24 protein-coding genes are annotated in these 23621 nt (G+C 75.6%); 9 read left to right on the top strand and 15 right to left on the bottom strand.

The window, feature by feature from the left end; genetic code table 11:
• Position 1: 1 nt before the first annotated feature.
• The 3 genes from BMZ16_RS06420 to dut all read right to left on the bottom strand — a co-directional run bounded on the left by BMZ16_RS06420 (position 2) and on the right by dut (position 1707).
• Positions 2 to 370, bottom strand: coding sequence for an OB-fold nucleic acid binding domain-containing protein (locus BMZ16_RS06420; RefSeq protein ID WP_089798816.1), 369 nt, complete (start codon positions 368 to 370; stop codon positions 2 to 4).
• Positions 367 to 1083 (bottom strand): DUF3710 domain-containing protein, encoded by a 717-nt coding sequence (locus BMZ16_RS06415; RefSeq protein ID WP_089798815.1) that lies wholly within the window; start codon positions 1081 to 1083, stop codon positions 367 to 369. Before BMZ16_RS06415 ends, BMZ16_RS06420 begins: the two co-directional genes overlap by 4 nt.
• Before the next feature lie 114 nt (positions 1084 to 1197).
• Positions 1198 to 1707 carry a dUTP diphosphatase gene (dut, locus tag BMZ16_RS06410; protein ID WP_089798814.1) on the bottom strand — a complete coding sequence of 170 codons (510 nt, stop codon included), beginning with the start codon at positions 1705 to 1707 and terminating at the stop codon, positions 1198 to 1200.
• Positions 1708 to 1861: 154 nt separating this feature from the next.
• Between dut and BMZ16_RS06405 the strand changes: the two genes are divergently transcribed.
• Entirely contained in the window at positions 1862 to 2413 is a 552-nt protein-coding gene (locus tag BMZ16_RS06405; RefSeq protein ID WP_089798813.1) for a DUF3093 domain-containing protein, read from the top strand.
• Between the two features lie 31 nt (positions 2414 to 2444).
• On the opposite strand, the gene BMZ16_RS06400 is transcribed toward BMZ16_RS06405, so the two are convergent.
• From BMZ16_RS06400 to BMZ16_RS06390, 3 genes are all read right to left on the bottom strand, one after another.
• Complete coding sequence (locus tag BMZ16_RS06400) at positions 2445 to 2744, bottom strand: DUF4193 domain-containing protein (protein WP_089798812.1); 300 nt, start codon at positions 2742 to 2744, stop codon at positions 2445 to 2447.
• 241 nt (positions 2745 to 2985) lie between these two features.
• Positions 2986 to 3864: an inositol monophosphatase family protein gene (locus BMZ16_RS06395; RefSeq protein ID WP_089798811.1), complete on the bottom strand. Its 879-nt coding sequence runs from the start codon at positions 3862 to 3864 to the stop codon at positions 2986 to 2988.
• 45 nt (positions 3865 to 3909) lie between these two features.
• Positions 3910 to 4494, bottom strand: coding sequence for a trimeric intracellular cation channel family protein (locus tag BMZ16_RS06390; protein ID WP_089799887.1), 585 nt, complete (start codon positions 4492 to 4494; stop codon positions 3910 to 3912).
• Positions 4495 to 4688: 194 nt separating this feature from the next.
• On the opposite strand from BMZ16_RS06390, the gene sepH reads away from it, so the two are divergent.
• On the top strand, positions 4689 to 5768 hold the full coding sequence (gene sepH, locus BMZ16_RS06385; protein ID WP_089798810.1) for a septation protein SepH: 1080 nt from the start codon (positions 4689 to 4691) through the stop codon (positions 5766 to 5768).
• 74 nt (positions 5769 to 5842) lie between these two features.
• Here sepH and BMZ16_RS06380 read toward each other — a convergent pair whose 3' ends face one another.
• From BMZ16_RS06380 to BMZ16_RS06365, 4 genes are all read right to left on the bottom strand, one after another.
• Entirely contained in the window at positions 5843 to 6523 is a 681-nt protein-coding gene (locus BMZ16_RS06380; RefSeq protein WP_089798809.1) for a thymidine kinase, read from the bottom strand.
• Positions 6524 to 6554: 31 nt separating this feature from the next.
• On the bottom strand, positions 6555 to 7715 hold the full coding sequence (locus BMZ16_RS06375; RefSeq protein ID WP_089799885.1) for an alkaline phosphatase family protein: 1161 nt from the start codon (positions 7713 to 7715) through the stop codon (positions 6555 to 6557).
• A gap of 2 nt (positions 7716 to 7717) precedes the next feature.
• Positions 7718 to 8290, bottom strand: a complete 573-nt coding sequence (locus tag BMZ16_RS06370) for a DUF5998 family protein (protein WP_089798808.1) — start codon at positions 8288 to 8290, stop codon at positions 7718 to 7720.
• A gap of 77 nt (positions 8291 to 8367) precedes the next feature.
• Positions 8368 to 11166: a bifunctional acetate--CoA ligase family protein/GNAT family N-acetyltransferase gene (locus tag BMZ16_RS06365; RefSeq protein WP_089798807.1), complete on the bottom strand. Its 2799-nt coding sequence runs from the start codon at positions 11164 to 11166 to the stop codon at positions 8368 to 8370.
• Positions 11167 to 11292: 126 nt separating this feature from the next.
• Here BMZ16_RS06365 and BMZ16_RS06360 point away from each other — a divergent pair, with 126 nt between their 5' ends.
• Positions 11293 to 13773 carry a DNA gyrase/topoisomerase IV subunit A gene (locus BMZ16_RS06360; RefSeq protein ID WP_089798806.1) on the top strand — a complete coding sequence of 827 codons (2481 nt, stop codon included), beginning with the start codon at positions 11293 to 11295 and terminating at the stop codon, positions 13771 to 13773.
• A gap of 33 nt (positions 13774 to 13806) precedes the next feature.
• Positions 13807 to 14565 (top strand): hypothetical protein, encoded by a 759-nt coding sequence (locus BMZ16_RS06355; RefSeq protein WP_089798805.1) that lies wholly within the window; start codon positions 13807 to 13809, stop codon positions 14563 to 14565.
• Between the two features lie 16 nt (positions 14566 to 14581).
• On the opposite strand, the gene glgA is transcribed toward BMZ16_RS06355, so the two are convergent.
• Complete coding sequence (glgA, locus tag BMZ16_RS06350; RefSeq protein WP_089798804.1) at positions 14582 to 15808, bottom strand: glycogen synthase; 1227 nt, start codon at positions 15806 to 15808, stop codon at positions 14582 to 14584.
• 108 nt (positions 15809 to 15916) lie between these two features.
• Between glgA and BMZ16_RS06345 the strand changes: the two genes are divergently transcribed.
• Positions 15917 to 17158 (top strand): glucose-1-phosphate adenylyltransferase, encoded by a 1242-nt coding sequence (locus BMZ16_RS06345; RefSeq protein ID WP_089798803.1) that lies wholly within the window; start codon positions 15917 to 15919, stop codon positions 17156 to 17158.
• Between the two features lie 88 nt (positions 17159 to 17246).
• Positions 17247 to 17897 carry a phosphoserine phosphatase SerB gene (gene serB, locus BMZ16_RS06340; RefSeq protein WP_089798802.1) on the top strand — a complete coding sequence of 217 codons (651 nt, stop codon included), beginning with the start codon at positions 17247 to 17249 and terminating at the stop codon, positions 17895 to 17897.
• Positions 17898 to 17929: 32 nt separating this feature from the next.
• On the opposite strand, the gene BMZ16_RS06335 is transcribed toward serB, so the two are convergent.
• From BMZ16_RS06335 to fabG, 3 genes are all read right to left on the bottom strand, one after another.
• Positions 17930 to 18451: a SixA phosphatase family protein gene (locus tag BMZ16_RS06335; RefSeq protein ID WP_089798801.1), complete on the bottom strand. Its 522-nt coding sequence runs from the start codon at positions 18449 to 18451 to the stop codon at positions 17930 to 17932.
• Between the two features lie 136 nt (positions 18452 to 18587).
• Entirely contained in the window at positions 18588 to 19355 is a 768-nt protein-coding gene (fabI, locus tag BMZ16_RS06330) for an enoyl-ACP reductase FabI (protein ID WP_089798800.1), read from the bottom strand.
• 68 nt (positions 19356 to 19423) lie between these two features.
• Positions 19424 to 20179: a 3-oxoacyl-ACP reductase FabG gene (gene fabG, locus BMZ16_RS06325; protein WP_089798799.1), complete on the bottom strand. Its 756-nt coding sequence runs from the start codon at positions 20177 to 20179 to the stop codon at positions 19424 to 19426.
• Positions 20180 to 20324: 145 nt separating this feature from the next.
• On the opposite strand from fabG, the gene BMZ16_RS19710 reads away from it, so the two are divergent.
• The 3 genes from BMZ16_RS19710 to BMZ16_RS06310 are packed head-to-tail and all read left to right on the top strand — an operon-like array spanning position 20325 to position 21930.
• On the top strand, positions 20325 to 20660 hold the full coding sequence (locus BMZ16_RS19710) for a DUF3099 domain-containing protein (RefSeq protein WP_255366408.1): 336 nt from the start codon (positions 20325 to 20327) through the stop codon (positions 20658 to 20660).
• A gap of 2 nt (positions 20661 to 20662) precedes the next feature.
• The gene (locus BMZ16_RS06315; RefSeq protein WP_089798797.1) at positions 20663 to 20908 is read left to right on the top strand and encodes a hypothetical protein; all 246 of its coding nucleotides are present in this window, start codon (positions 20663 to 20665) and stop codon (positions 20906 to 20908) included.
• Positions 20905 to 21930 (top strand): SURF1 family cytochrome oxidase biogenesis protein, encoded by a 1026-nt coding sequence (locus BMZ16_RS06310; protein ID WP_369822493.1) that lies wholly within the window; start codon positions 20905 to 20907, stop codon positions 21928 to 21930. Before BMZ16_RS06315 ends, BMZ16_RS06310 begins: the two co-directional genes overlap by 4 nt.
• On the opposite strand, the gene BMZ16_RS06305 is transcribed toward BMZ16_RS06310, so the two are convergent.
• Positions 21903 to 23501, bottom strand: coding sequence for an ABC-F family ATP-binding cassette domain-containing protein (locus tag BMZ16_RS06305; protein ID WP_089798796.1), 1599 nt, complete (start codon positions 23499 to 23501; stop codon positions 21903 to 21905). The two genes, BMZ16_RS06310 and BMZ16_RS06305, sit on opposite strands and share 28 nt — an antisense overlap.
• Between the last annotated feature and the right edge of the window lie 120 nt (positions 23502 to 23621).

Raw genomic sequence — 23621 nt, 5'->3', positions numbered from 1 at the left:
CTCACTCCCCCGGTCGCGCGCGCAGCTCGTAGCGCGGGTTGAACACCGTGCGGCGGCCGTCGACGAGGCACACCATGCCGTCCACCTTCAGCCGTCGTCCCGGCTCGATGCCCGCGATGCGGCGACGCCCCAGCCACACGAGGTCGAGCGCGCCCGAGCCGTCGTAGAGCTCGGCCTCGATGGCGGGGACACCCTCGCGCGGTCGCAGCGTCACCGAGCGCAGGACGCCGCTGACCCGTGCCCGCTGGCGGTGCGGCAGCGCGGCGACCGGGCAGCACCCGGGCACGCGCAACGCGTCGGCCCGCTCCTCGTCGGCCTCGATCTCCGCCCGGGAGGCCACGACCTTGCGGAACCTGTCGGTGAGGGTCATCCGATCTCCGTGATCTCCGGGCCACGCTCGGGGGGCGCCAGCCGCGGGTTCGCCGGCGGCGGGGGCGGCGGCGTCGCGCCGCCCGGCAGCTGCAGCGGGAGCAGGTCGCGCGGCGGCCGCGCGTCCGTGCCGCGCACGACGACGACCTGGCCGAAGAGCTCCTCGAGCCGCCCCGCGGCGTCGGGCTCGACGGCGGCGCGACCCGTGAGCACGCCGCGCACGAACCACCGCGGACCGTCGCTGCCGATGAAGCGCGCGGGCCGGTGACCCGTACGGCCCTCGGGGGTGCGCACCGGCAGCCGGGCGAGCAGCTCCCGACCGAACGGGCCGGGCAGGTCGTCCACGGTCCCGCCCTGCTGCGTGATGGACGCGGCGATCTCACCGCGGATCTCGTCCCAGATGCCCTCGCTGCGCGGCGCGGCGAACGCCTGGAGCTGCAGCGACGACCCCTCGAGCAGCACGGCCACGGCCGAGACGACGTTCGACGCCTTGTCGACCTCGAGGCGCACCTCCATGCCCTCGACCGACGGCAGCTGGATGGCACCGAGGTCCACCCGCGGCACGTCGGGGTGGGGTGCGTCGACGTCCCAGGGACCGCGCGCGTCGGGTGCCGGCAGCTCCGCGGCCTCGACGTCCTGCGTCTCGTCCTGCGGGGCGTCGGCCGGTGCGTCGGCCGCGCCGCCCTCCTTCGGGCCACGACGGAACAGACCCACTTCGCTTCCTCCGACCGGCGCTCGCGCGCCCTCGCCCTGCATCGACGTCCTCATGATCCTCAACGACGATCATGACGACAGTAGTTCCGCTCCCGGCCGGCGGCCGGGTCGCGATCACGCCGTGGACGCCCCGCCCGCGGCCGCCGCCCAGCCCCCGCTGGACCCGAAGCCCCCGGCGCCCCGCACCGAGTCCGGCAGCGCGTCGACCTCGACGAACGCCGCACGCTCGACGCGCTGCACCACCAGCTGGGCGATGCGGTCACCGCGGTGCAGCTCCACCGGGTGGTCCCGGTCGGTGTTGAGCAGCGTCACCGCGATCTCGCCCCGGTAGCCCGCGTCGACCGTGCCGGGCGCGTTGACGACCGTGAGGCCGTGGCGTGCCGCGAGCCCCGAGCGGGGGTGCACGAACGCCGCGTAGCCCACGGGCAGCGCGATGGAGACGCCCGTGGGGACCGTCGCCCGCTGCCCGGGCGCGAGGGTGACGTCCTCGCGTGCCACCAGGTCGGCGCCCGCGTCACCGGGGTGCGCGTACGCCGGGGCGGGCAGGTCCGGGTCGAGCCGCCGCAGCAGCACCGGGACGTCCGTGCCGGGCTCGTGCGGGGCGGGATGGCTGGTCGCTGTCACGGGGGCCGACCCTACCGTGGGCGCGCGCGACCCGCGCCACCCTGCGCCACACCGCGGCACAGCCGTCCGCCGGCCCCGCCGGGCAGCGCCCCGCGGCCCGCGACGCGGCCGTCCCGCACCGCGCGGGGGCCGCACGCGATGAGATCCTGGGCGCATGACCGCCACACCCGACCCCGGCACACCTCCCGAGCCGTCCGGCACGGACGACCACGCCCGCCGCTTCCGCGAGCAGCTGTGGCCCGGCCCCCTGGGCTGGGTCGCGGTCGTCGCCTTCGCCGTCGTTCTCGGGATCGCCTTCGTGCCCGTCGACACGCGGCTGGCCCTCGCGGCGGGGGTGCTCGCGCTGGGCGCCGGGCTGGCCGGTGCGGTGCTCACCACTCCCCTGGTCCGGGTCGCGCAGGGCACACTGCAGGCAGGCCCCGCGCGGATCCCGGTCGACGTGCTGGCCGCACCCCGGGTCCTCGACCGCACCGCGCTGCGCACCGAGCTCGGGCCGGCTCTGGACGCCCGCGCGTACGCCTGCCTCCGGTCGTGGATCGGCACCGCGGTGCGTGTCGAGGTCGTGGACCCGCAGGACCCGACCCCGTACTGGATCGTCTCGACGCGGCGCCCCGACCGGCTCGTCGCCACGCTGCTGGCGTCCGGCGCGCAGCCGGGCACCCGACCCGCCCCCGGCACGACGCCGGCCGGCCACCCCGAGGGGTGACCGGCCGGTCGGTGGTCGACGAGGCGCGTCGTCAGGCAGCGCACTCCGAGCAGACGGGCATGCCGTCGCGCTCGTAGGCGAGCTGACTGCGGTGGTGCACCAGGAAGCACTTCGAGCACGTGAACTCGTCGGCCTGGCGGGGAAGGACGCGGACGGAGAGCTCCTCGCCGGACAGGTCGGCGCCGGGCAGCTCGAAGCCCTCGGCAGCCTCCGTCTCGTCCTCGTCCACCACGCCCGAGTTCTTGTCGGAGCGCCGGGCCTGGAGCTCCTGGAGCGAGTCCTCGCTCAGGTCCTCCTCGGTCTTGCGCGGGGCGTCGTAGTCGGTTGCCATGTGTGAGCGTCACACTCCGTCTTCTGCAGCAGTGATCGTGGTACGCGGGATCAAGGCGCCACGTCAGCGTTTTGTTCCCGGCGCGGGTCGGATTCTGCATTACTTCCGGCCTGGATGCGAACAAGGACACGTGCCCATGTCCGCGGACATGACGCGCACCACTCGCCGGGCACCGTCGCCGCAGGTCAGACCGCTATCGCGGACCACCGTGACCACGGTCGCACACCGCGTCGCCGGACGGCTAGTCGGGGGCGTCCGCGTCCAGCCCCGCGAGCAGTGCGACCAGCTCGGCGACCCGCTCCGACGAGCCCGCGACCACCATGTCGGGCCCGGCCGGGCGGCCGCGCAGCCCCGTCACGACACCACCGGCCTCCGCCACCACCAGACCGGCGGCCGCGAGGTCCCAGGGCTGCAGCCCGCGCTCGTAGTACAGGTCGAGCCTGCCCGTGGCGACCTGGCACAGGTCGATGGCGGCGGCTCCCGCCCGGCGCACGTCACGCACCCGGGGCAGCAGCTCCGCCAGCACACGGGCCTGGGCGCGGCGCCGCTCGGCGACGTACCCGAACCCGGTGCCGAGCAGGCACCGGTCGAGCGGCGGTGCCGGAGCCACGACGAGCGGACGCCCGTCGAGGTGGGCACCCTGCCCGCGTCCCGCGGCCCACATCTCCCCCGTCGCCGGTGCGTGCACGCAGCCGGCGAGGACGGTCCACGCGCCCGGGGCGGGCTCGCCGAGGACCGCGGCGACGCTCACGGCGTACGCGGGCAGCCCGTAGAGGTAGTTCACGGTGCCGTCGATGGGGTCGACCACCCACGTGACACCCGACGTGCCGGCCACGTGTCCGCCCTCCTCCCCGAGGATGCCGTCGTCGGGTCGCAGCCGGGCGAGCTCGGCACGCACCAGCTCCTCGCTGGCCAGGTCCATGGCGGTGACGACGTCGACGGCGCTCGACTTGGTCGCGGCCACCCCGACGGTCTCGGGACGGCCGTCGTGCACCAGCCGGCCGGCGGCCACGGCGACCTGCCGGGCGACGGCCACGAGGTCGGCGACGAGCTGGGCGGACGGTTCCGCGGACGGTTCCGTGGACGGGGTGGCGGACGGGCCGGCGGGAGGCGTGCTCACCCCGCCATCCTGCCGCAGGCGGCCGCGCACCCCGCGCCGACGGCGTCAGCGGGCCCCGCCGGACCCGCTCCCCCGCCACGGTCCCGGGGCGTTGAGGCGGAACCGCAGCGCGGCGACGCGCAGCACGAAGACACCCGCGGCGACGGCGCCGAGGCCGACCCCGCCGGCCCATCCCAGGTGCCACAGCGCGACCACCGCGGCGGACCCCAGCAGGGCGGGGACGGCGTAGAGCTGCCGGTGGTGCAGCACGACCGGCACCTCGCCCGTGAGGAGGTCCCGCAGCATGCCGCCCCCGACCCCGGTGAGCACGCCCACCACGACGGCGGCCACCGCGGTGGTCCCGTACTCCAGGCCCTTCATGGTCCCGACCACCGTGAAGAGCGCCAGGGCGCCGGCGTCGAGGACGTTGATGACGCGGCGGGCACGCTCGAGCCGCGGGTGGCCGAAGTACATGACGAGCCCGCCGGCGAGCGCGGCCGCCATGAGGCGCAGGTCGCTGATGCCGACGGGCGGCACCGCACCGATCAGCACGTCGCGCAGCACCCCGCCGCCGAGACCGGCCGCCCAGGCGAGCACGAGGATGCCGAAGATGTCGAACTGCTTGCGCACCGCCGCCAGAGCGCCGGACATGGCCCCGACGAACACGCCGGCGACCTCCAGCAGCGGTTGGGCCAGCAGCTCGGGCGTCACACCCCCATCCTCGCGCAGGCCCGGGCGGCCGGCGGGACGCACGTCACGTCGCGGATGCCGCGGCGCACCGGAGCAGGTGCGCGCGTTCGCGGCCCGGAGATGGCAGGCTCCCTCCTGGAGCCCGGGGAGGTCGTATGGGTGAGCTGGAGCTGGTCGGTCTGCACGAGGACGGCGAGCACCTCGTCGTCGTCGCGCCCGACGGGCAGCGCTTCCGCCTGCGCATCGACGACCCGCTGCGGGCGGCGGTGCGCCGTGACCGGCCGCAGCTGGAGCAGCTGCGCGCCGAGCAGGCCGGGTCGCTGAGCCCTCGCGAGATCCAGTCGCGGATCCGGGCCGGCGCCACCGCGCAGGAGGTCGCCGACGCCGCGGGCGTGCCCGTCGAGTCCGTGCGCCGCTACGAGGGCCCCGTCCTGGCCGAGCGTGAGTACGTCGCGGAGCAGGCGCGCGGCACGCGCGTCGGGCGCGACTCGGGTGCCCCCCTGCTCGGCGACCTGGTCACGGACCGCCTCGCGGCCCGCGGCGTGGACGTCGGGTCGCTGGCGTGGGACGCCGCGCGCGAGGGCACGGGCCCCTGGACCGTCGTGGCGCGGTTCGTCGTCGACGACGGTCCGCGCACCGCCCGCTGGACGTACGACCCCGTGCGACGCGCCGTCGTCGCCGACGACGACGAGGCGCGCTGGCTCTCCGAGACCGAGATCGACGAGCCCGCGGCGCGGCGGCACCTGGCGGCCGTGCGGGACGTGGTGTTCGACCTCGAGGCGATGGGCGAGGTGACCCCCGAGGAGCCCGAGCCCACGCACGTGCTGCTCGACGAGCTGCGCACGCGCCGTGGCGTGCGCCAGCCCCTGGAGCTCGACGGTGACGACGAGGAGTTCGAGGGCTTCGGCCCGCAGCACGCGTTCGACTTCACGGCGGGCCCGGTCGACGACGGGGCCGTGACCGGCACGATCGACGAGGCGAGTGCGCCGGGCGCGCACCCCCGGGACGCCGACCCCGCGCGCGAGGCGGTCGTGCTGACGCCACCCCGCGGCGAGCGGACCTCCCCGCCGACCGGTGCGGTGCCGGCGACCCCCGCGGCGGCTCCCGCCCCGGAGACGCCCACCCCGGACGACGCCGCGGAGCCCCGACCGGGGTCCGGTGAGCGACGCTCCCGGCGCACGCGCGCCAAGGTGCCCAGCTGGGACGAGATCGTCTTCGGCGCCAAGCCGGAGTGAGGTCCGTGCGACGGCACCGTCGCACGGACGAGGCCCGCCGCTCGGCCAGGGCCCCGCACGCAGCCCTGCCCCGCTCAGGGAGCGGTGCCGCCGCGGCGGTCGCCCGCCTCGTCGTCGAACAGCAGGGTCTGCGCCGACGGGCCGGTGGCGCGGGCCACGCGCGCGGTCATGCGCCGCACGTGGTGACGGCGGCACAGGACCTCGTAGGCCACCTCGCCGGCCCCACCCGCGACGTCGCCGACGACGACCTGGTCGCCCTCGACGACCATGACGCCGTCCAGGGTGCGCGCGTTGTGGGTGGCCCGCGCCCCGCACCAGCACAGGGCCCGGACCTGGAGCACCTCCACCCGGTCGGCCAGCTCGACGAGGCGCGCCGACCCGGGGAACAGCCGGGCACGGAAGTCCGTCGTGATGCCGAAGGCGTAGACGTCGACGGACAGCTCGTCGACGACGCGGGCCAGCTGCTCGACCTGGACGGCGGTGTAGAACTGCGCCTCGTCGGCGATGAGGTAGTCGACCGGCCGGCCGCGCGTGCGCCGGGTCACGACCTCGGCCCAGAAGTCGGTGGTGTCGTCCACCTCGTCCGCCCGGCGCTGCAGACCCAGCCGCGAGGAGATCGTGGCGTTGCCCGCGCGGTCCTGCCGGGTGAACAGCACCCCGTCGCGGCCGCGTGCGGCGTGGTTGTGGTGCATCTGCAGCGCCAGCGTCGACTTGCCGCAGTCCATCGTCCCCGAGAAGAACACCAGCTCGGCCACGCTCAGCCTCTCCGTCGCACGGCTCGCCCGCTCACCGGTGCACCAGCAGCGGCACGAGCATCTCGCGGGCCGTCAGCGACCCGTGCACGCCCACGAGGGCGACGGACGCCGGCGTCTGCGTGCGGGAGTCGACCACCGTCGCGGCCCCGGTCATCGCGACGACCACGTCACCGACCACCGGGAGCACGCGCGGCTCCACCGGCCCGAACCACCCGGCCCCGACCGCCTCGTCGCGCGTGCGCACGACCGCGTCGTCGCCCAGCTCGTCGCGCCAGCGGGCGGCGACGGCACCGGGGTCGACGCCGTCGGCGACGTGCAGGTGCAGCGCGCGGGGCTCTCCCCCGGCGGTCGCGACGCCGTCGCCCAGCACCGGGTCCGTGCCCACGTCGCGCCGACGAGCCGGGTCGACGTCGACCATCCCGTGGTCGGCGGTGACGACCAGGAGCGTGTCGCGGGGCAGCGAGCGTGCCAGCCGCCCCAGCGCGGCGTCGAGCTCCGCGAGCGCCTCGCCCCACTGCCAGGAGCCCCAGCCGTGGTGGTGCCCGGTCTTGTCGACGTCGTGCCAGTACAGGTAGGCCACCCCGGGCTCGCGCAGCGCCCGCACCACCGCGTCGACGCGGTCGTCCAGCGACTCCGCGGCCGCGTAGCGCGCGCCGCGCAGGGCGGCACCGGTGAGCCCCGAGCCCTGGAACCGGGCCGGTCCGACGCTGGTGACCCGCACGCCGGCGGCACCCAGCTGCTCGAACACGGTGGGGTGCGGCTGCCAGCGGTCCGCGGGCGGCATGTCCGTCCAGGAGACGAGGTTGCCCAGGCGGCCGGTCTCGGGCACCCGCACGGTGTAGCCGAGCATCGCGGTGCGGCCCGGACCGCACCCGGTGCCGAACGCGGCGACCGCCGTCGCCGTGGTCGAGGGGAACGTGCTGAGCAGCGGCTGCGAGGACGCCAGCAGCGAGCGGAGGAACGGTGCGTGCCCACCGCGCTCGGCGAGGTTGAGGTGGCCGAGCCCGTCGACCAGCACCACGCAGGCGCGGGTCGCGGCCGGCAGCCCCAGCAGCGCCTGGGCGGGTGCGCCGTCGGCGACGTCGACCCCCAGCGAGGCCGCCACCGCGGGCAGCACGTGCCGCAGCGACGGCCCGTCGCCCGGGGTCACCAGCTCGTCGGGGTGCGGCAGGGCCCCGGCCCGCGCGGACACGCTCACCGCTGGGTCGTCGCCGCCGAGAGCGTGCGCCCGAACCGCATCGCGGCGAGCACCGCCTCGCGTCCCTCCGCCGCGGCGCTCACCCGCACCACCACGTCGTCGGGGGTGATCGAGCCGCTCATGCCGTGGTCGGCGTCGCACTGGGGGTCGCCGCACGACGCGGGCTCCAGGTCGACGCGGGACACGGCACCCCAGCCGATCGCCAGCGTCAGCTCCGAGGCGCCGTCGCCGGCGCGGTGCTCCTGCGGGTCGTTCATGACGTGCGTGAAGGCCACCGAGCGCAGCTCGCGCAGCGGCACCGCCTCGGTCGTCGCCTGGGCGCTGGCCGACGGGTGCTCGGAGTCCGCGGGGTGGTCGTCGACGTGGGTGACGACGAACCGGGTCGCGGTCAGCACGAGCACCGTGACGTGCCGTCGCACCTCCGCACCGTCGAACGTCGTCTCGGGGTGGACCAGGTGGGCGACGGTGTCCTCGCCGGCCAGGGCGAGCTCGAGGACCTCGCCGACGAGCTCCGGGTAGTACCCGGCACGGTGCAGGTCGTCACGCAGCGCGGTGGAGAGTGCAGGCACGCCACCATCCTCCCATCCCCGCGCGGGCGGGCCGGTCCGGCGGTGACGGGCGCGCCAGGGACGTCCCCCGGACGGGCTCACGGCCGCGCCAGCCGGCGGGTGGCGTCGGCGCGGTCGGCCGGTGCCACCGTGACGTACGCGCCGAGCACGGCGAGACCGTGCGGTGAGACGACCACCGGGTTGAGCTCGAGGGACCGCACGTCGGGCAGGGCGTCGGCGAGCACGGACACCCGGGCGACCAGGTCCTCCAGCGCCGCCACGTCGAGGGCCGGCAGCCCCCGGTACCCGAAGAGCCGGGGTGCCGCCCGCGGCGTGCGCACGAGCTCGGCGACGTCGACGTCCGTCAGCGGCGGCACCCGGTACGCCACGTCACCGAGGAGGTCGGCCGCGTCCCCGGCCACGCCCAGGCTGATGACGGGCCCGAACAGCGGATCCTCGGTGGACCGCACGACGCACGCGACGCCGTGCGGGGCCATCGCCTGCACCTCCAGGGGCGGCACGCCGGGTCCGGGGTCGTGCTCGCCCGCGAGCGCCAGGATGCCGGCGACGTCCGCGCGCAGCTCGGTCGCGTCGGCGACGTCGAGCCGCACACCGCCGAGGTCGGCCCTGTGCCGCAGCGCCGGCACGGTGGTCTTGACCGCGACGGGCCACCCCAGCGCGTCGGCGGCTGCGACCGCCTCGTCCGCGTCGCGCACGCGCACCGAGGGCCACACGTGGACCCCCGCGGCGGCCAGCAGCTCGGCGGTCTGGGCCGGGTCGAGCGGCAGCGGGGAGCCGTCGGTGGCGCCCGACGCGGCCAGCAGGCGCGCCACCAGGCGGGCCGCGGCGCGGGTGTCGACGCCCGCGGGCTGCACCGGGCGTCCCCGGTCGGCGGCGTGCCACGCGGCGTAGCGCGCGGCCCGGCCCAGGGCGAGCGCGGCGTCCTCCGGTGCCGCGTACGCGGGCACGGTCCACACCCGACCGTCCGGGGCGGCGGCCGCCAGGTCGGGCGTCACACCGTGCAGGTCGTGGATGCACGCGACCGTCGACTTGCCGGTGCGGGCCGCGGCACGGGCGACCTCCCCGGGCAGGACCGCGTCCGGCACCCCGAGGGTCGGGATGCGCAGGACGATCACGACGTCCACGTCGGGGTCCCCGTAGACCCGCTCCACGGCGTCGTGCACCTCGTGCGGCGACGCGTCCTCGGCGAGCAGCTCGACGCGGTCGGTCACGACCAGGCCGGCGGCGGCGGCGGCCTCCGCGACCAGGGCGGCCACGCCCGTGGAGGTCGCGAGCACCGCGGTGCGTCGTCCGCGCGGCAGGGGCTGGTGCGCCAGCAGCTGGACGACGTCCAGCATCTGGTGGACGTTGTCGACCCGGATCACGCCGGACTGGCGCAGCACCTCCTCCAGGGTGCGGCGGGGCGCACGGGTCGGCCGCACGGCGTGGCCCGGGGGCGCGACGTGGCCCGACCGGCCCGCCGTGAGGACGACCACCGGCTTGTGCGCCGCGAGCCGGCGGGCGATGCGCGAGAACTTGCGGGGGTTGCCGATCGACTCCAGGTACAGGGCCACGACGTCGGTGCCGTCGTCCTCGCCCCAGAACTGCATGAGGTCGTTGCCGGACACGTCGGCGCGGTGCCCCGCCGAGACGAGCTGGGCGAGCCCCAGGCCCCGGCGCTCGACCGCGCCCAGCAGCGTGACGGCCAGCGGCGCCGACTGGCAGAACAGCCCGACGCGCCCCGGTCGCGGCGGGCGCGTGGCCAGCGACACGTCCAGCAGGGTGCCGTCCTGCGTCGCGATCAGCCCGAACGAGGCCGGGCCGACCACGCGCATGCCGGCGCCGTGGGCCACGCCCAGCAGCAGGCGCTGCCGCGCGAGCCCCTCCGGGCCCGACTCGGCGAACCCGCTGGACAGCAGCACGAGCCCGCGCACGCCCAGCGCGCCCAGCCGGCGGGCCGCGTCGAGGACGCGCTCGGGGGGCAGCGCCACGACGGCGAGCTCGACGGGCCCCGGCACGTCGTCGATCCGCGTGTGGTGGTGCACCCCGTCCGCGTCGACCTCCGCCGCCCCGTCCCGGCCCTCGGGTGCGCCCACGGCGACCGCGTGCACCGTCAGCCGTCCGGCACGCGCCTGGTCCGCGAGCCCGTCGAGGACGCGCTCGGCCTGGCGGGCGGCCAGCGACCCGGCCGCCTCCGGTCCGGGTCCCACCACGACAACCGACCGCGCCGTGAGCAGCGCGCGCATCGAGCGCGCCTCGGCCCGGTGCTCCCGGTCCGCGGCGACGGCCAGCGACCGCTCGGTGGGGTCGATGTCGAACGTCACCTGCACGACGCCGTCCTCGGTGCGCTGGCGCACCTCGTACCCGGCCTCCTTGAAGACGGCCAGCATGCGGCCGTTCTGCGGCAGCACCTCGGCGAGGAAGTGCCGGACGCCTCGTTCGCGCGCCGCCGCGGCCAGGTGCTCGAGCAGCACGGAGGCCAGGCCCTTGCCCTGGTGGGCGTCGGCGATGTTGAAGGCCACCTCGGCGGTCTCGGGCTCGACCACGTCGTACCGCGCCACGCCGATGATGCGCTCGGGCGTGCCCGCCTCGGGCGACCCCGTCACGGCCACGAGGGCCACCCGGTCGACGTGGTCCACCGTCACGAGCCGCTCGAGGTCGCGCTCCGGCAGCCGGTCGAGCGACGCGAAGAACCGCAGGTACGTCGAGCGCTCGGACTGCGCGACGTGGAACGACTGCAGCGCGTCGGCGTCGTCCGGGCGGATCGGGCGCAACCGCGTGGTGGTGCCGTCCGTGAGGACGACGTCCGCCTCCCAGCCTGCCGGGTAGGGTGCGGCGGCGGACCCCGGCGCACCGGCCGGGTCCGGGTGCCCGTCAGGGGGGACGACGTCGGCCATGCCGCCAGGCTAGCGGCGCGGCTGCACCGAGGACGGACCCGGCGCGGCGACAATGGTCGTGGCGCGCGAACCGCCGGCACCCGCACGCCCCACCCGCACCGCAGCACCCGAGGAGCACACCAGCCCATGGCGCGTCGCCCCGCGACCCCCGACCTGCCGCCCGAGGACCTCGTCGAGCGGATCGTCGACGTCGACGTCACGACGGAGATGGAGGGGTCGTTCCTCGAGTACGCGTACTCGGTGATCTACTCGCGTGCCCTGCCCGACGCGCGCGACGGCCTGAAGCCCGTGCAGCGGCGGATCATCTACCAGATGGCGGACATGGGGCTGCGCCCCGAGCGGCCGTACGTGAAGTCGGCGCGCGTGGTCGGCGAGGTCATGGGCAAGCTGCACCCGCACGGCGACACGGCGATCTACGACGCGATGGTGCGTCTGGCGCAGCCGTTCTCCCTGCGCCTGCCACTGGTGGACGGGCACGGCAACTTCGGGTCGCTCGACGACGGCCCCGCGGCCTCGCGGTACACCGAGGCCCGGATGGCGCCGGCCGCGGTGGCGATGACCCAGGGCCTCGACGAGGACGTCGTCGACTTCGTCCCCAACTACGACAACAAGCTCAAGCAGCCGGGCGTGCTGCCCGCCGCCATCCCGAACCTGCTGGTCAACGGCGCGACCGGCATCGCGGTGGGCATGGCGACGAACATGGCGCCGCACAACCTCGTCGAGGTCGTCGCCGCGGCACGTCACCTGGTCACCCACCCCGACGCCACGCTCGAGGACCTCATGCGGTTCGTCCCGGGCCCGGACCTGCCGACGGGCGGCAAGATCGTCGGCCTCGACGGTGTGCGCGACGCGTACCGCACCGGCCGCGGCGCGTTCCGGACGCGGGCCACCGCGCGGATCGAGAACGTCACGCCACGCCGCAAGGGCATCGTCGTCACCGAGCTGCCGTACACGGTGGGCCCGGAGAAGGTCATCGAGAAGATCAAGGAGGGCGTGCAGTCCAAGAAGCTCTCCGGGATCTCCGACGTCGTCGACCTCACGGACCGCGCGCACGGGCTGCGGCTGGTCATCGAGGTCAAGACCGGGTTCGACCCCGAGGCGGTGCTGGGGCAGCTCTACCGGCACACGCCGCTGGAGGACTCGTTCTCGGTCAACAACGTCGCCCTGGTGGACGGGCAGCCGCGCACGCTCGGGCTGGTCGACCTGCTGCGGGTGTGGGTCGAGCACCGCCTCGAGGTCGTCCGCCGCCGCACGTCGTACCGCCTGACCAAGCGGCAGGAGCGCCTGCACCTCGTCGAGGGCCTGCTGGTCGCGATCCTCGACATCGACGAGGTCATCCAGGTCATCCGCACGTCGGACGACGCGGACACCGCGCGGGGTCGGCTGCGGTCGGTCTTCGACCTGTCGGAGCCGCAGGCGGAGTACATCCTCGAGCTGCGGCTGCGGCGGCTGACGAAGTTCTCGCGCATCGAGCTGGAGAAGGAGCGCGACGAGCTGATCGACGAGATCGCGCGGCTGCAGGCGATCCTCGGCGACGACGCCCTGCTGCGCACCGTCACCTCGGACGAGATGGCCGACGTCGCCGCGACGTACGGCACCCCGCGCCGGACCGTCCTGCTGGAGAGCGCCGGCGGGACGAGCCTCGCCGGCGCGGCGGGCGCACCGACCTCGGCCAAGGGCGCACCCGCGTCGCTGGAGATCCCCGACACGCCCTGCTGGGCCCTGCTGTCGGCCACGGGCCTGCTGGCGCGCACGTCCGAGGACGTCGAGCCCGCACGCGGTGACGGCTCGGTCCGCAGCCGCCACGACGTCATCGCCTCGGCCGTCGCGACCAGCGCCCGCGCCGAGGTCGGTGCGTTGACGTCGGCGGGGCGGGTGGTGCGCCTGTCGGTCCTCGAGCTGCCCACGCTGCCGCCGACCGACGGCCCGCCGTCGCTGTCCGGCGGGCTGCCGGTGGGCGAGGCGGTCACGCTCGACAAGGGCGAGCGCGTCGTCGCGCTCGTCCCGCTGGGCGCCGACGCTCCCCCGCTGGCGCTGGCGACCGTCCAGGGCGTCGTCAAGCGCGTGACGCCCGGCGACGTGCCGACCAAGGGCGACGAGTGGGAGGCCATCTCCCTCAAGGACGGCGACGCGGTCGTCGGTGCCGCCCTCGCGGGGGACGACGACGAGCTCGTGCTGGTCTCGTCCGACTCCTCGCTGCTGCACTTCCCCGGCGCCCAGGTGCGCCCGCAGGGCCGCGCGGCCGGCGGGATGGCCGGCATCAAGCTCGCCGCCGGCGCGCGGGTCGTGGCGTTCGGTGTCGTGCGCCCCGGGGACGACGCGGTCGTCGTGACGGTGTCCGGGTCGTCCGCGGCGCTGCCCGGCACGCAGACCGGCTCGGCCAAGGTGACCCCGTTCGCCGCCTACCCGGGCAAGGGCCGGGCCACGGGCGGCGTGCGCTCGCACCGGTTCCTCAAGGGCGAGGACACCCTCCTGCTCGCCCACGTGGGACCGGCGCCCGCGCGGGCGACCGGCTCCGGCGGCCAGCCGGTGGACCTCCCGCCGGTCGACGAGCGCCGCGACGGGTCGGGCGTCGCGCTCGCGGCACCCCTGCACGCCGTGGGCTGACGTCGGCCGCACCGCAGCGCCTACCGTGGTGCCGTGGCTGCCACGCTCGACCTGCCCCGGTCCGTCCTCCTCGCGCTGTGGCTGACGTCCGGCGGTGAGACCGACGCGGCCGTGCCCGCCGTCCAGCACGACGACGAGCCGCACACGGTCGACGTGGACGGCGAGCCGCTGACCCTGGCCGACTGGGTGCGCTGGCTCGGACGTCCCGTGGACGAGGCGGCCGCGCTGCTGCCCGTCCCGGGTGAGCCGGTCGCCGCGCCGCCGGCGGTGTCGGGGCCGGCCGTCGACGCCGGCGAGTGCGTGCTGCTGCGTGCCGGCACCCGGCTGCTCGCCGCGGTCCCGGACGTCCGGCGGTTCGGCTCGGACCTCGAACCGGGTCACCTCGTGACCTGGCGCGTCACCGCCGTGCCGGACTGGCGGACGGCCGTGTGGGCGCAGGTGGGCACGCTCGAGGACGCCGAGCGCGACCTGCGCCGCGGGCTGCTGACCGCCACGGAGGCGCTGGTGCAGCTCGGGGTCGAGCGGTGGCGCCCCGACGCCGCCGACGCCATCGCCCAGGTGCGCGACGGCGCGCTGCCCGAGCGACGGCTGCCGCGCCGGGTCGACGCGCAGCGCCTGCGGGTGCTGTCGAGCGCGGCACGGCTGCGCGGCATCGTGGCGCTCGCCGCGCAGGACGACGGGGGCGCGGTGAACACCTGGCAGGCCGACCAACGGGCCACCGCGCTGCGGGAGGTCGACCGCGTCGCGCGCCGCGCGATGGCGGCCGCCGCCACCGCGCTGACGCGCGACTGACGTCGCCGCGCCCGGGTCAGCCCCGCAGCACCGCGCGGTAGACCTCGAGCGTCCGCTCGCCGATCGCGTGCCACGAGAAGTGGTCCTCGACCCGCCGGCGCGCGGCGGCACCCCACTGCGCGGCCCGGCCGACGTCGGACACGGCGTCCGCGAGCGCGGCGCCCAGGTCGGCCACGAACGCGTCCGGGTCGACCGGTGTCCCGGTGCCGTCCTGCACCTGGTCGATCGGCACCAGCAGACCGGTGACGCCGTCGACGACCACCTCGGGGATGCCGCCCGTGGCGGTGCCGACCACGGGCAGGCCCACGGCCATGGCCTCGAGGTTGACGATGCCGAGCGGCTCGTACACCGACGGGCACGCGAACACGGTGCCGTGCGCGAGGACGGCCACGAGCTCGTCGCGCGGCAGCATCCGGTCGATCCACACGATGCCCGAGCGTCGCGTGCGCAGGTCCTCGACCAACCCCGTGACCTCGGCGAGGATCTCGGGCGTGTCGGGCGCACCGGCGCACAGCACGACCTGCACGTCCGTCGGCAGCGTCTCGACCGCGCGCAGCAGGTACGGCAGGCCCTTCTGCCGCGTGATGCGGCCGACGAACACCACCGCCGGGCGGTCGGGGTCGATGCCCAGGCCCTGCACCACCTCGCGGGCGCGGGCGACGACCTCCGGCGACGTGGGACGCTGCCACCCGTCGAGGTCGATGCCGTTGTGCACGACGTGCACCCGGCCGGGGTCGACCGCCGGGTACGAGCGCAGGATGTCCTCCCGCATGCCACCGCTGACGGCGATGACCGCGTCCGCCGCCTCGTACGCGGTCCGCTCCACCCAGGAGGACAGCGCGTAGCCGCCGCCGAGCTGCTCGGCCTTCCACGGGCGCAGGGGCTCCAGGCTGTGCGCGGTGAGCACGTGCGGGACGTCGTAGAGCAGCGCCGCCAGGTGCCCCGCGAGGTTCGCGTACCAGGTGTGCGAGTGCACCAGGTCGGTGCCGCCGTCGGCGGCGTCCCGGCCGATGCCGTCGACGATCGCCAGGTCGACGCCCATGGTGGCCAGCGCGGCGTTCGCCCCGGCCAGCGAGCCGGGCACCGTGTACCCGTGCGTGCCGGGCTCCGCGACGGGCTGGTCGAAGGCGTGCACCCGCACGTCGACGAGCTCGCGGAGCACGGCCGTCAGGCCGGCGACGTGGACGCCCGCGCCCCCGTACACGTGCGGTGGGTACTCGCGGGTCAGCAGGTCGACGCGCACCGGTGCCTCCAGTCGTGACCGGCCCGCCGCCGGTCGTCCGGGCGACACGCTAGCGCTCATGACGCCGCGCACCTCGCTGCGAGCACCGCGCGGCCCTAGGTTGGGTCCATGCCAGCGCCGCGTGTCCTCGCCATCGTCCTCGCCGGGGGGGAGGGCAAGCGCCTCATGCCGCTCACGACGCACCGCGCGAAGCCCGCGGTCCCCTTCGGCGGCATCTACCGTCTCGTCGACTTCGCCCTGTCGAACGTCATCAACTCGCACTACCTGCACGTGATCGTCCTCACGCAGTACAAGTCCCACTCGCTGGACCGTCACGTCTCCAAGACCTGGCGCATGTCGGCGCTGCTGGGCAACTACGTGGCGGCGGTCCCCGCGCAGCAGCGCGTCGGCAAGCACTGGTACCTGGGCAGCGCGGACGCGATCTACCAGTGCCTGAACATCATCGACGACGAGCGCCCCGACATCGTCGTCGTGGTGGGCGCCGACCACGTGTACCGCATGGACTTCTCGCAGATGGTCGACGCGCACATCGAGTCGGGCGCAGAGCTCACCGTGGCGGGCATCCGCCAGCCCATCGACATGGCCGACCAGTTCGGTGTCATCGAGACGGTGCCCGGCGACCCGGCGCGCATCGCGGCGTTCCGCGAGAAGCCGTCGGACCCCACACCGGTGCCCGGGTCGCCCCTGGAGATCCTGGCGTCCATGGGCAACTACGTGGCGAACGCCGACGCCCTGGTGCAGGCCGTCACCGTGGACGCCGAGGACGTGAACTCGCGGCACGACATGGGCGGCGACATCGTCCCGTGGTTCGTCGAGCGTGGCACGGCGGGCGTGTACGACTTCATCCGCAACGACGTGCCCGGGTCGACCGACCGCGACCGCGACTACTGGCGCGACGTGGGGACGATCGACTCGTACTACGACGCCAACCACGACCTGATCTCCGTCGAGCCGGTCTTCAACCTCTACAACGACGCGTGGCCGCTGTTCACGGGGTACACCGGCCTGCCGCCGGCCAAGTTCGTGCACGCCGGCGCGGGGCGCCTGGGGCACGCGGCGGACTCGATCGTCTCCCCCGGCGTCGTCGTGTCGGGCGCGACCGTGTCGGGGTCGGTCCTGTCCCCCGGCATCCGGCTGCACTCGTGGGCGCAGGTCACCGACTCGGTGCTGATGGACGGCGTCCAGGTCGCGCGGTACGCGCAGATCCACCGCGCGATCCTCGACAAGAACGTCATCGTCCCCGAGCGGGCGCGCGTCGGGCTGGACCACGAGCACGACCGGGCGCGCGGGTTCACGGTCACCGAGAGCGGGATCACGGTGGTCCCGAAGGGCACGGTCATCACCGACTGACGACGCGCCGCCGGTGCGGGCCGGACCGGCGGCGCACGTCAGGCGGACGGCGGCGCCCGTGCCCGGCCACGCCCGCTAGCCTGCGGGCGTGGAGACCCGCACGGCCGCTGCCCGCCTCGTCGTCATGGACATCGACTCGACGCTCATCACCGGTGAGGTCGTCGAGATGCTCGCGGCCCGGGCCGGGTCGCTGCCGCTGGTGGCGGCGATCACGGAGCGCGCCATGCGCGGCGAGATCGACTTCGCCCAGTCCCTGCGCGAGCGTGTCGCCACCCTGGAGGGTCTTCCCGTCACGGTCTTCGACGACGTGCTGGCGGAGGTCGAGCTGACCCCCGGGGCGGCGGAGCTGGTCGCCGAGCTGCAGGCCCGCGGCTGGCCGGTCGGGCTGGTGTCGGGCGGGTTCCTGGAGGTGGCACGCCCCCTGGCGGCGCGGCTCGGGATCACGCGGGTCCACGCCAACCGGCTCGAGGCCCGCGACGGCGTCCTCACCGGGCGGGTCGCCGGACCCGTCGTCGACCGGGCGGCGAAGGCCGCGACGCTGACCGCGTGGGCCACCGAGCTGGGGCTGCCGATGACGCGGACCGTCGCCATCGGGGACGGCGCCAACGACCTGGACATGCTCGCCGCGGCGGCCACCGGGATCGCGTTCAACGCCAAGCCCGTCGTGGCCGGTGCCGCCGACGTCGCGGTCGCCGGGCGGCTGGACGCGGTGCTGGCGCTGGAGCCGTTCGCCGCCTGAGCAGGGCGGGCGGCACCTGGTGCGCGCGCCGGTCAGGCCGGGTGGTCCAGGTGGACCAGCCGCAGGGCGCCCGGTGCCGTGCCCGTCCAGGGACCGTCGAGCTCGAGGACCGACCAGGCCGCCGTCGGCACGCCCACGCGGACGCGGGCCAGCACCTGCTCGTCGGAGCCGGGTCCGGCCAGCGTGGCCGCGGCGTGGGACACCGTCGGCTCGTGGCCGACGACCAGGACGGTGGCGGCGTCGTCCGGCACGCCCTGGACCACCGTCACCAGGTCGCCCGTGGACGCGTCGTAGAGCTCGTCGCTCACGGTGACCGCCGCCGGCGCCGCGCCCGCGGCGGTCAGCGCGGCCCGGGCGATGTCCCACGTCTGACGCGTGCGCAGCGCGGACGAGCAGAGCACGTGCGTGGGCGCGAGACCCGCGGCGGCGAGGGCGGCGCCCACGGCCGTGGCCTGACGCCGACCGACCAGGGCGAGGGGACGCCCGTGGTCGGGGACGCCACCGGCCGGTTCGGCCTTGGCGTGCCGCAGGAGGACGAGACGGTGCGGGGTCACCGCACCAGGGTGCCATCGCCCGCGGTGCGACGAGCCCACGCCGGCGGCGGGACGGACGTGACGTGCGTGACGCCCGGCACCGCACCTCCCGCCGACGCGCCGCCGCCGGTCGCCGTCGCGACCCGCCCTGCGGCGCTCACAGCCCCATGGCGTGCACACCGCCGTCGACGTGCACGATCTCCCCGGTCGTCGCGGGGAACCAGTCCGACAGGAGCGCGGCGACCGCACGAGCGGTGGGCTCGGGGTCGGTGACGTCCCAGCCGAGCGGTGCCCGCTCCGGCCAGCCGCCCTCCATCGACTCGAAGCCCGGGATCGACTTGGCGGCGGTCGTCCGGATCGGGCCGGCCGACACCAGGTTCACGCGGATGCCCGCGGGACCCAGGTCGCGCGCCAGGTAGCGGGCCGTCGACTCGAAGGCGGCCTTCGCGACACCCATCCAGTCGTAGACGGGCCACGCGTAGCGCGCGTCGAACGTCAGGCCGACCAGGGCCGAGCCGCGCGTCAGCAGCGGCTGCGAGGCCACCGCGAGCGACTTCAGCGAGTACGCGCTGACCTGCAGCGCGGTCGCGACGTCGGCCCACTCGCCGGCCAGGAAGTTGCCGCCCATGACCGACTGGGGTGCGAAGCCGATGGAGTGGACCGCACCGTCCAGGTGGTCCGTGTGCTCCCGCACGCGGTCCGCGAGCGCGTCCAGGTCGTCCTGCGACGTGACGTCGAGCTCCACCACGGGGGCAGCCTGGGGCAGCCGGCGCGCGATCACCTGGGTGAGTCGCATCTGGCGCCCGAACGAGGTGAGCACGACCTGCGCCCCCTGCTCCTGGGCCAGGCGTGCGACGTGGAACGCGATGGAGCTGTCGGTGAGGACGCCGGTGACGAGCAGGGTCTTGCCCTCGAGCAGTGCCATGGTCCACGTGCCTTTCGTTCGGAGGTGCGCGGGCGTCGTGCGCCCGCGCGGTGAGGTCGGAGGGAGGCTCAGTGCCCCATGCCCAGGCCGCCGTCGACCGGCAGGACCGCACCGGAGACGTACGCGGCGTCGTCGGACGCGAGGAACTGCACGGCGGCGGCGACCTCGTCGGCCTGCCCGAAGCGCCCGGCGGGGATCGTCCCGAGGTACGCCTGCTGCCGGTCGTCGGGCAGCGCCCGCGTCATGTCGGTGTCGATGAACCCGGGGGCGACGACGTTCGCGGTGATGCCGCGCCCGCCCAGCTCGCGGGTGATGGAACGTGCCATGCCGACGAGCGCCGCCTTGGAGGAGGCGTAGTTGACCTGACCGGGCGACCCGTACATGCCGACCACGGACGAGATGAGGACGATGCGCCCGCGGCGCAGCCGGATCATGCCCTTGCTCGCCCGGCGCACCACGCGGAACGCGCCGGTGAGGTTGACGTCGACGACGTCGGCGAAGTCCTCGTCGGTCATGCGCATCAGGAGCTGGTCGCGCGTGACACCGGCGTTGGCGACGAGCACCTCCACGGGTCCGTGCGCGGCCTCGACCTGCGTGAACGCGGCGTCGACCGAGGCGGTGTCGCGGACGTCGCCGATCACCTCGAGCACCCCGTCGGGGGCGCCGCCCGACCGGACGATCGTGGCGACCCGGTCGCCCGCCGCGACGAACCGCTCGGCGATGGCGCGGCCGATGCCACGGTTGGCGCCGGTCACCAGCACGCTGCGCGGGGCGCGGGCGGCGGCGTCGGGGGCAGGGGTCGTCTCGGGCGTCGTGGCTGGCACGGGTCACGACGCTAGCCGACGGCGACGGTGGGCACGGGGGTGCGCGCGGCCACGAGTTGCGGCCCCGGCGTTGTGGGAGACCCACAAACTGTGCGCCCCACCACGTCGCCCCGCCGGGCGTCCCGGGCACGCCTACCATCGGACGGTGAGGACTCGTCGTCGCGCCGCGCACCCGGGGCCGGAGGTGCACCGCATCACCTCGGCACCCGAGGCGCTGGCCGACGACCTCGCCCGTCGCCAGCGGCGGTACCTGTGGCAGATGGGCGTGCGCGTGCTGTGCTTCGTGGCCGCGGGCCTGCTGTGGTCGCACGTGCCCACCGCGGTGTCGATCGCGCTGATCGCCGCCGCCGCGGTGCTGCCGTACGTGGCCGTGCTGCTGGCCAACGCGGGACGGGAACGACGCGACGAGCCCGGCGTCTACTACGAGGCGCGGGAGATCGGCGGCGCGCCGCCGCACGACGAGCTGGGAGATGGACGGTGACGATGGCGACGCCCCCGCAGGGTGCCGTGCCCGACGTGGTCGGGGAGCTCGTGTGCAGCGCACGCGGCTGCCGCGCCGAGCCCGCCTGGGGCGTGCTGTGGAACAACCCACGGCTGCACACGCCCGAGCGGCGCAAGGTGTGGCTGGCGTGCGAGGCGCACCGCGAGCACCTGACCGAGTACCTGCGGGTGCGGGACTTCCTGCGGGACGTCGTCCCCGTCGACGAGCTGGAGCGGTCGGACCCGTGAGCCTGCTGCACGAGGACGGGACCGCGGCCGGCGACCGGGGGGCGACGGACGACGCCGGGGCGGGCGCCGCGCCGGCCGTGCCCCTGACGGCCGGCGACCTGCGCGCGGCCGCGCGACGCCGGGCCGTCGGGCTGGTGGTGCTCGCGGTCGCCGTCGCGCTCACCTGCACGTTCCTGGGCCGTTGGCAGTGGCACCGGCACGTCGCGCGCGACGCCGCGATCGCGGTCGTCGAGGCGAACTACGCGGCCTCGCCCGTCGACCTCGCCGACGTCGTCGCGGACCCCGACGCCCGGCTCCCGGAGGCCGACGCGTGGCGCTCGGTCGAGGTCCGCGGCCGGTACGTGGCGGACGCGGCGGTGCTGCTGCGCAACCGCCCCGTGGTGCCCGGCACGCCCGGGTACCACGTGCTGGTCCCCCTGGTCGTGCAGGACGCGGCACCGGGCGCCTTCGGTGCCCCGGTGGACGCCGGGCGCGTGCTGGTGGTCGACCGGGGCTGGGTGCCGACGGGTGCGGACGGCTCGGTCGACGTCGACGTGCCCGCACCGCCGGCCGGCGACGTCACGGTGACCGTCCGGCTGCGGCCGGGTGAGCCGGCGAGCGCCCGCAGCGCCCCGGACGGCCAGGTGCAGGCCATCTCACCGGCCCAGGTGCTGGCGGCCGCCGGCGTGGACGGTGAGCCGTACGCCGCGTACGGCGGGCTGGTGCGCGAGGTCCCGGGCGCCGACGAGCCGCTCGGTGCGCTCGCCGCACCGAGCACGGACCCCGGCTCGCACCTGTCGTACGCGTTCCAGTGGTGGGTGTTCGCCCTGGGGGGCCTCGTCGCGTTCAGCGTCGCGGCACGCCGCGAGTGGGCGGCGGCCGGTGCGCTCGGGGCCGGTGCGCTCGGGGAGGCGGCAGCAGGCCCGCGCCCGCCCCGACCCCGCCGCGCGCGCGGCCGGGACGAGATCGACGAGGACGCCGAGATCGAGGCGCAGCAGCGGCGCGACCTGCAGGCTCAGGCCAGCGCGATGAGGTCCAGGTAGTCCTGGCTCCACAGGTCCTCGTCGCCGTCGGGCAGCAGCAGGACCCGCTCGGGCTCGAGGGCCGCGACGGCGCCCTCGTCGTGGCTGACGAGGACCACGGCCCCCTGGTAGCCGCGCAGCGCCGCGAGGATCTCCTCGCGGGACGCGGGGTCCAGGTTGTTCGTCGGCTCGTCGAGCAGCAGCACGTTGGCGCTCGACACCACGAGGGTCGCCAGCGCGAGCCGCGTCTTCTCCCCGCCGGACAGCACGCGGGCGGGCTTGTCGGCGTCGTCGCCCGAGAACAGGAACGACCCGAGCACCGAGCGCACCTGCGTGTCGGTGAGGTCCGGGGCCGCGGTGCGCAGGTTCTCCACGACCGTCCGCGACAGGTCGAGCGTCTCGTGCTCCTGCGCGTAGTACCCGAGCTTCAGGCCGTGGCCGGCCTTCACCTCGCCGGTGTCGGGCTCCTGCAGGCCGCCGAGCATGCGCAGCAGCGTCGTCTTGCCGGCACCGTTGAGGCCGAGCACGACGACCTTGCTGCCCCGGTCGATGGCCAGCGAGACGTCCGTGAAGACCTCCTGCGATCCGTACGACTTCGACAGCCCCTCGGCCGTCAGCGGCGTGCGGCCGCAGGGCGCCGGGTCGGGGAACCGCAGCTTGGCGACCTTGTCGTTGACGCGCACCGCGTCGAGTCCCGACAGCATGCGCTCCGCCCGGCGCGCCATGTTCTGCGCCGCGACCGCCTTGGTGGCCTTCGCGCGCATCTTGTCGGCCTGGGCCAGCAGCGTCGCGGCCTTCTTCTCGGCGTTCGCCCGCTCGCGGCGCCGACGCTTCTCGTCGGTCTCGCGCTGCAGCAGGTACGCGTCCCAGCCCAGGTTGTACTGGTCGAGCTGCGAGCGGTTGGCGTCGAGGTGGAACACCTTGTTGACGGTGGCGCGCAGCAGCTCGACGTCGTGGCTGATGACGACGAAGCCGCCCGGGTACGACTTGAGGTAGTCCCGCAGCCACACGATCGAGTCGGCGTCGAGGTGGTTGGTGGGCTCGTCGAGCAGCAGCGTGTCCGCACCCGAGAAGAGGATGCGCGCGAGCTCGACGCGGCGGCGCTGACCGCCGGACAGCGTGCCGAGCTCCTGCCCCAGGACACGGTCGTCGAGGCCGAGGGCCGCCGTGATGCGGTGGGCCTCGCTCTCGGCCGCGTAGCCACCGGCCGCGGTGAATCGCGCCTCGAGCCGCGTGTACCGGTCCATGGCCTTGTCGCGCGTCGCGTCGTCGGCCGAGGCCATCGCACCCTCGGTGTCGCGCATCGACGCGAGGACCGCGTCCAGACCGCGGGCGGACAACACACGGTTCATGGCGAGCTGGGTCAGGTCGCCGGACGCCGGGTCCTGCGGCAGGTAGCCGACCTCACCGCCGCGCGAGATCGTCCCGCCCGTCGGCTGGGTCTCCCCCGCGAGCGTCTTGGTCAGCGTGGTCTTGCCCGCGCCGTTGCGGCCGACGAGCCCGATGCGGTCGCCGGAGGCGATCCGGAAGGTCGTCGGTTCCAGCAGGACGCGGGCGCCGACGCGCAGCTCGACGCCCGAAGCGGTGATCACGGGGTGGTTCCTCGGTTTCCTACGAGAAGACCGGGCGGGTTCTGGCCCCCGGCACAAACGCCGTCCATCGTACCCAGCGCTAGCGTGGCCGGGGGTCGGGCTCCCGACCGCACCGGCGTC

Source organism: Cellulomonas sp. KH9 (assembly GCF_900114185.1).
GTDB lineage: Bacteria > Actinomycetota > Actinomycetes > Actinomycetales > Cellulomonadaceae > Cellulomonas.
This window is presented reverse-complemented; position numbering and strand designations above follow the sequence as displayed.

What these genes read in the sequence shown, in the direction of transcription:
- BMZ16_RS06400 (WP_089798812.1), bottom strand. Translation starts at nt 2,744, where the DNA reads ATGGCAACCGACTACGACGCCCCGCGCAAGACCGAGGAGGACCTGAGC.
- BMZ16_RS06345 (WP_089798803.1), top strand. Translation starts at nt 15,917, where the DNA reads ATGCCAGCGCCGCGTGTCCTCGCCATCGTCCTCGCCGGGGGGGAGGGC.
- BMZ16_RS06360 (WP_089798806.1), top strand. Translation starts at nt 11,293, where the DNA reads ATGGCGCGTCGCCCCGCGACCCCCGACCTGCCGCCCGAGGACCTCGTC.
- BMZ16_RS06405 (WP_089798813.1), top strand. Translation starts at nt 1,862, where the DNA reads ATGACCGCCACACCCGACCCCGGCACACCTCCCGAGCCGTCCGGCACG.
- BMZ16_RS06315 (WP_089798797.1), top strand. Translation starts at nt 20,663, where the DNA reads ATGGCGACGCCCCCGCAGGGTGCCGTGCCCGACGTGGTCGGGGAGCTC.
- fabI (WP_089798800.1), bottom strand. Translation starts at nt 19,355, where the DNA reads ATGGCACTGCTCGAGGGCAAGACCCTGCTCGTCACCGGCGTCCTCACC.
- sepH (WP_089798810.1), top strand. Translation starts at nt 4,689, where the DNA reads ATGGGTGAGCTGGAGCTGGTCGGTCTGCACGAGGACGGCGAGCACCTC.
- BMZ16_RS06420 (WP_089798816.1), bottom strand. Translation starts at nt 370, where the DNA reads ATGACCCTCACCGACAGGTTCCGCAAGGTCGTGGCCTCCCGGGCGGAG.
- BMZ16_RS06365 (WP_089798807.1), bottom strand. Translation starts at nt 11,166, where the DNA reads ATGGCCGACGTCGTCCCCCCTGACGGGCACCCGGACCCGGCCGGTGCG.
- BMZ16_RS06390 (WP_089799887.1), bottom strand. Translation starts at nt 4,494, where the DNA reads ATGTCCGGCGCTCTGGCGGCGGTGCGCAAGCAGTTCGACATCTTCGGC.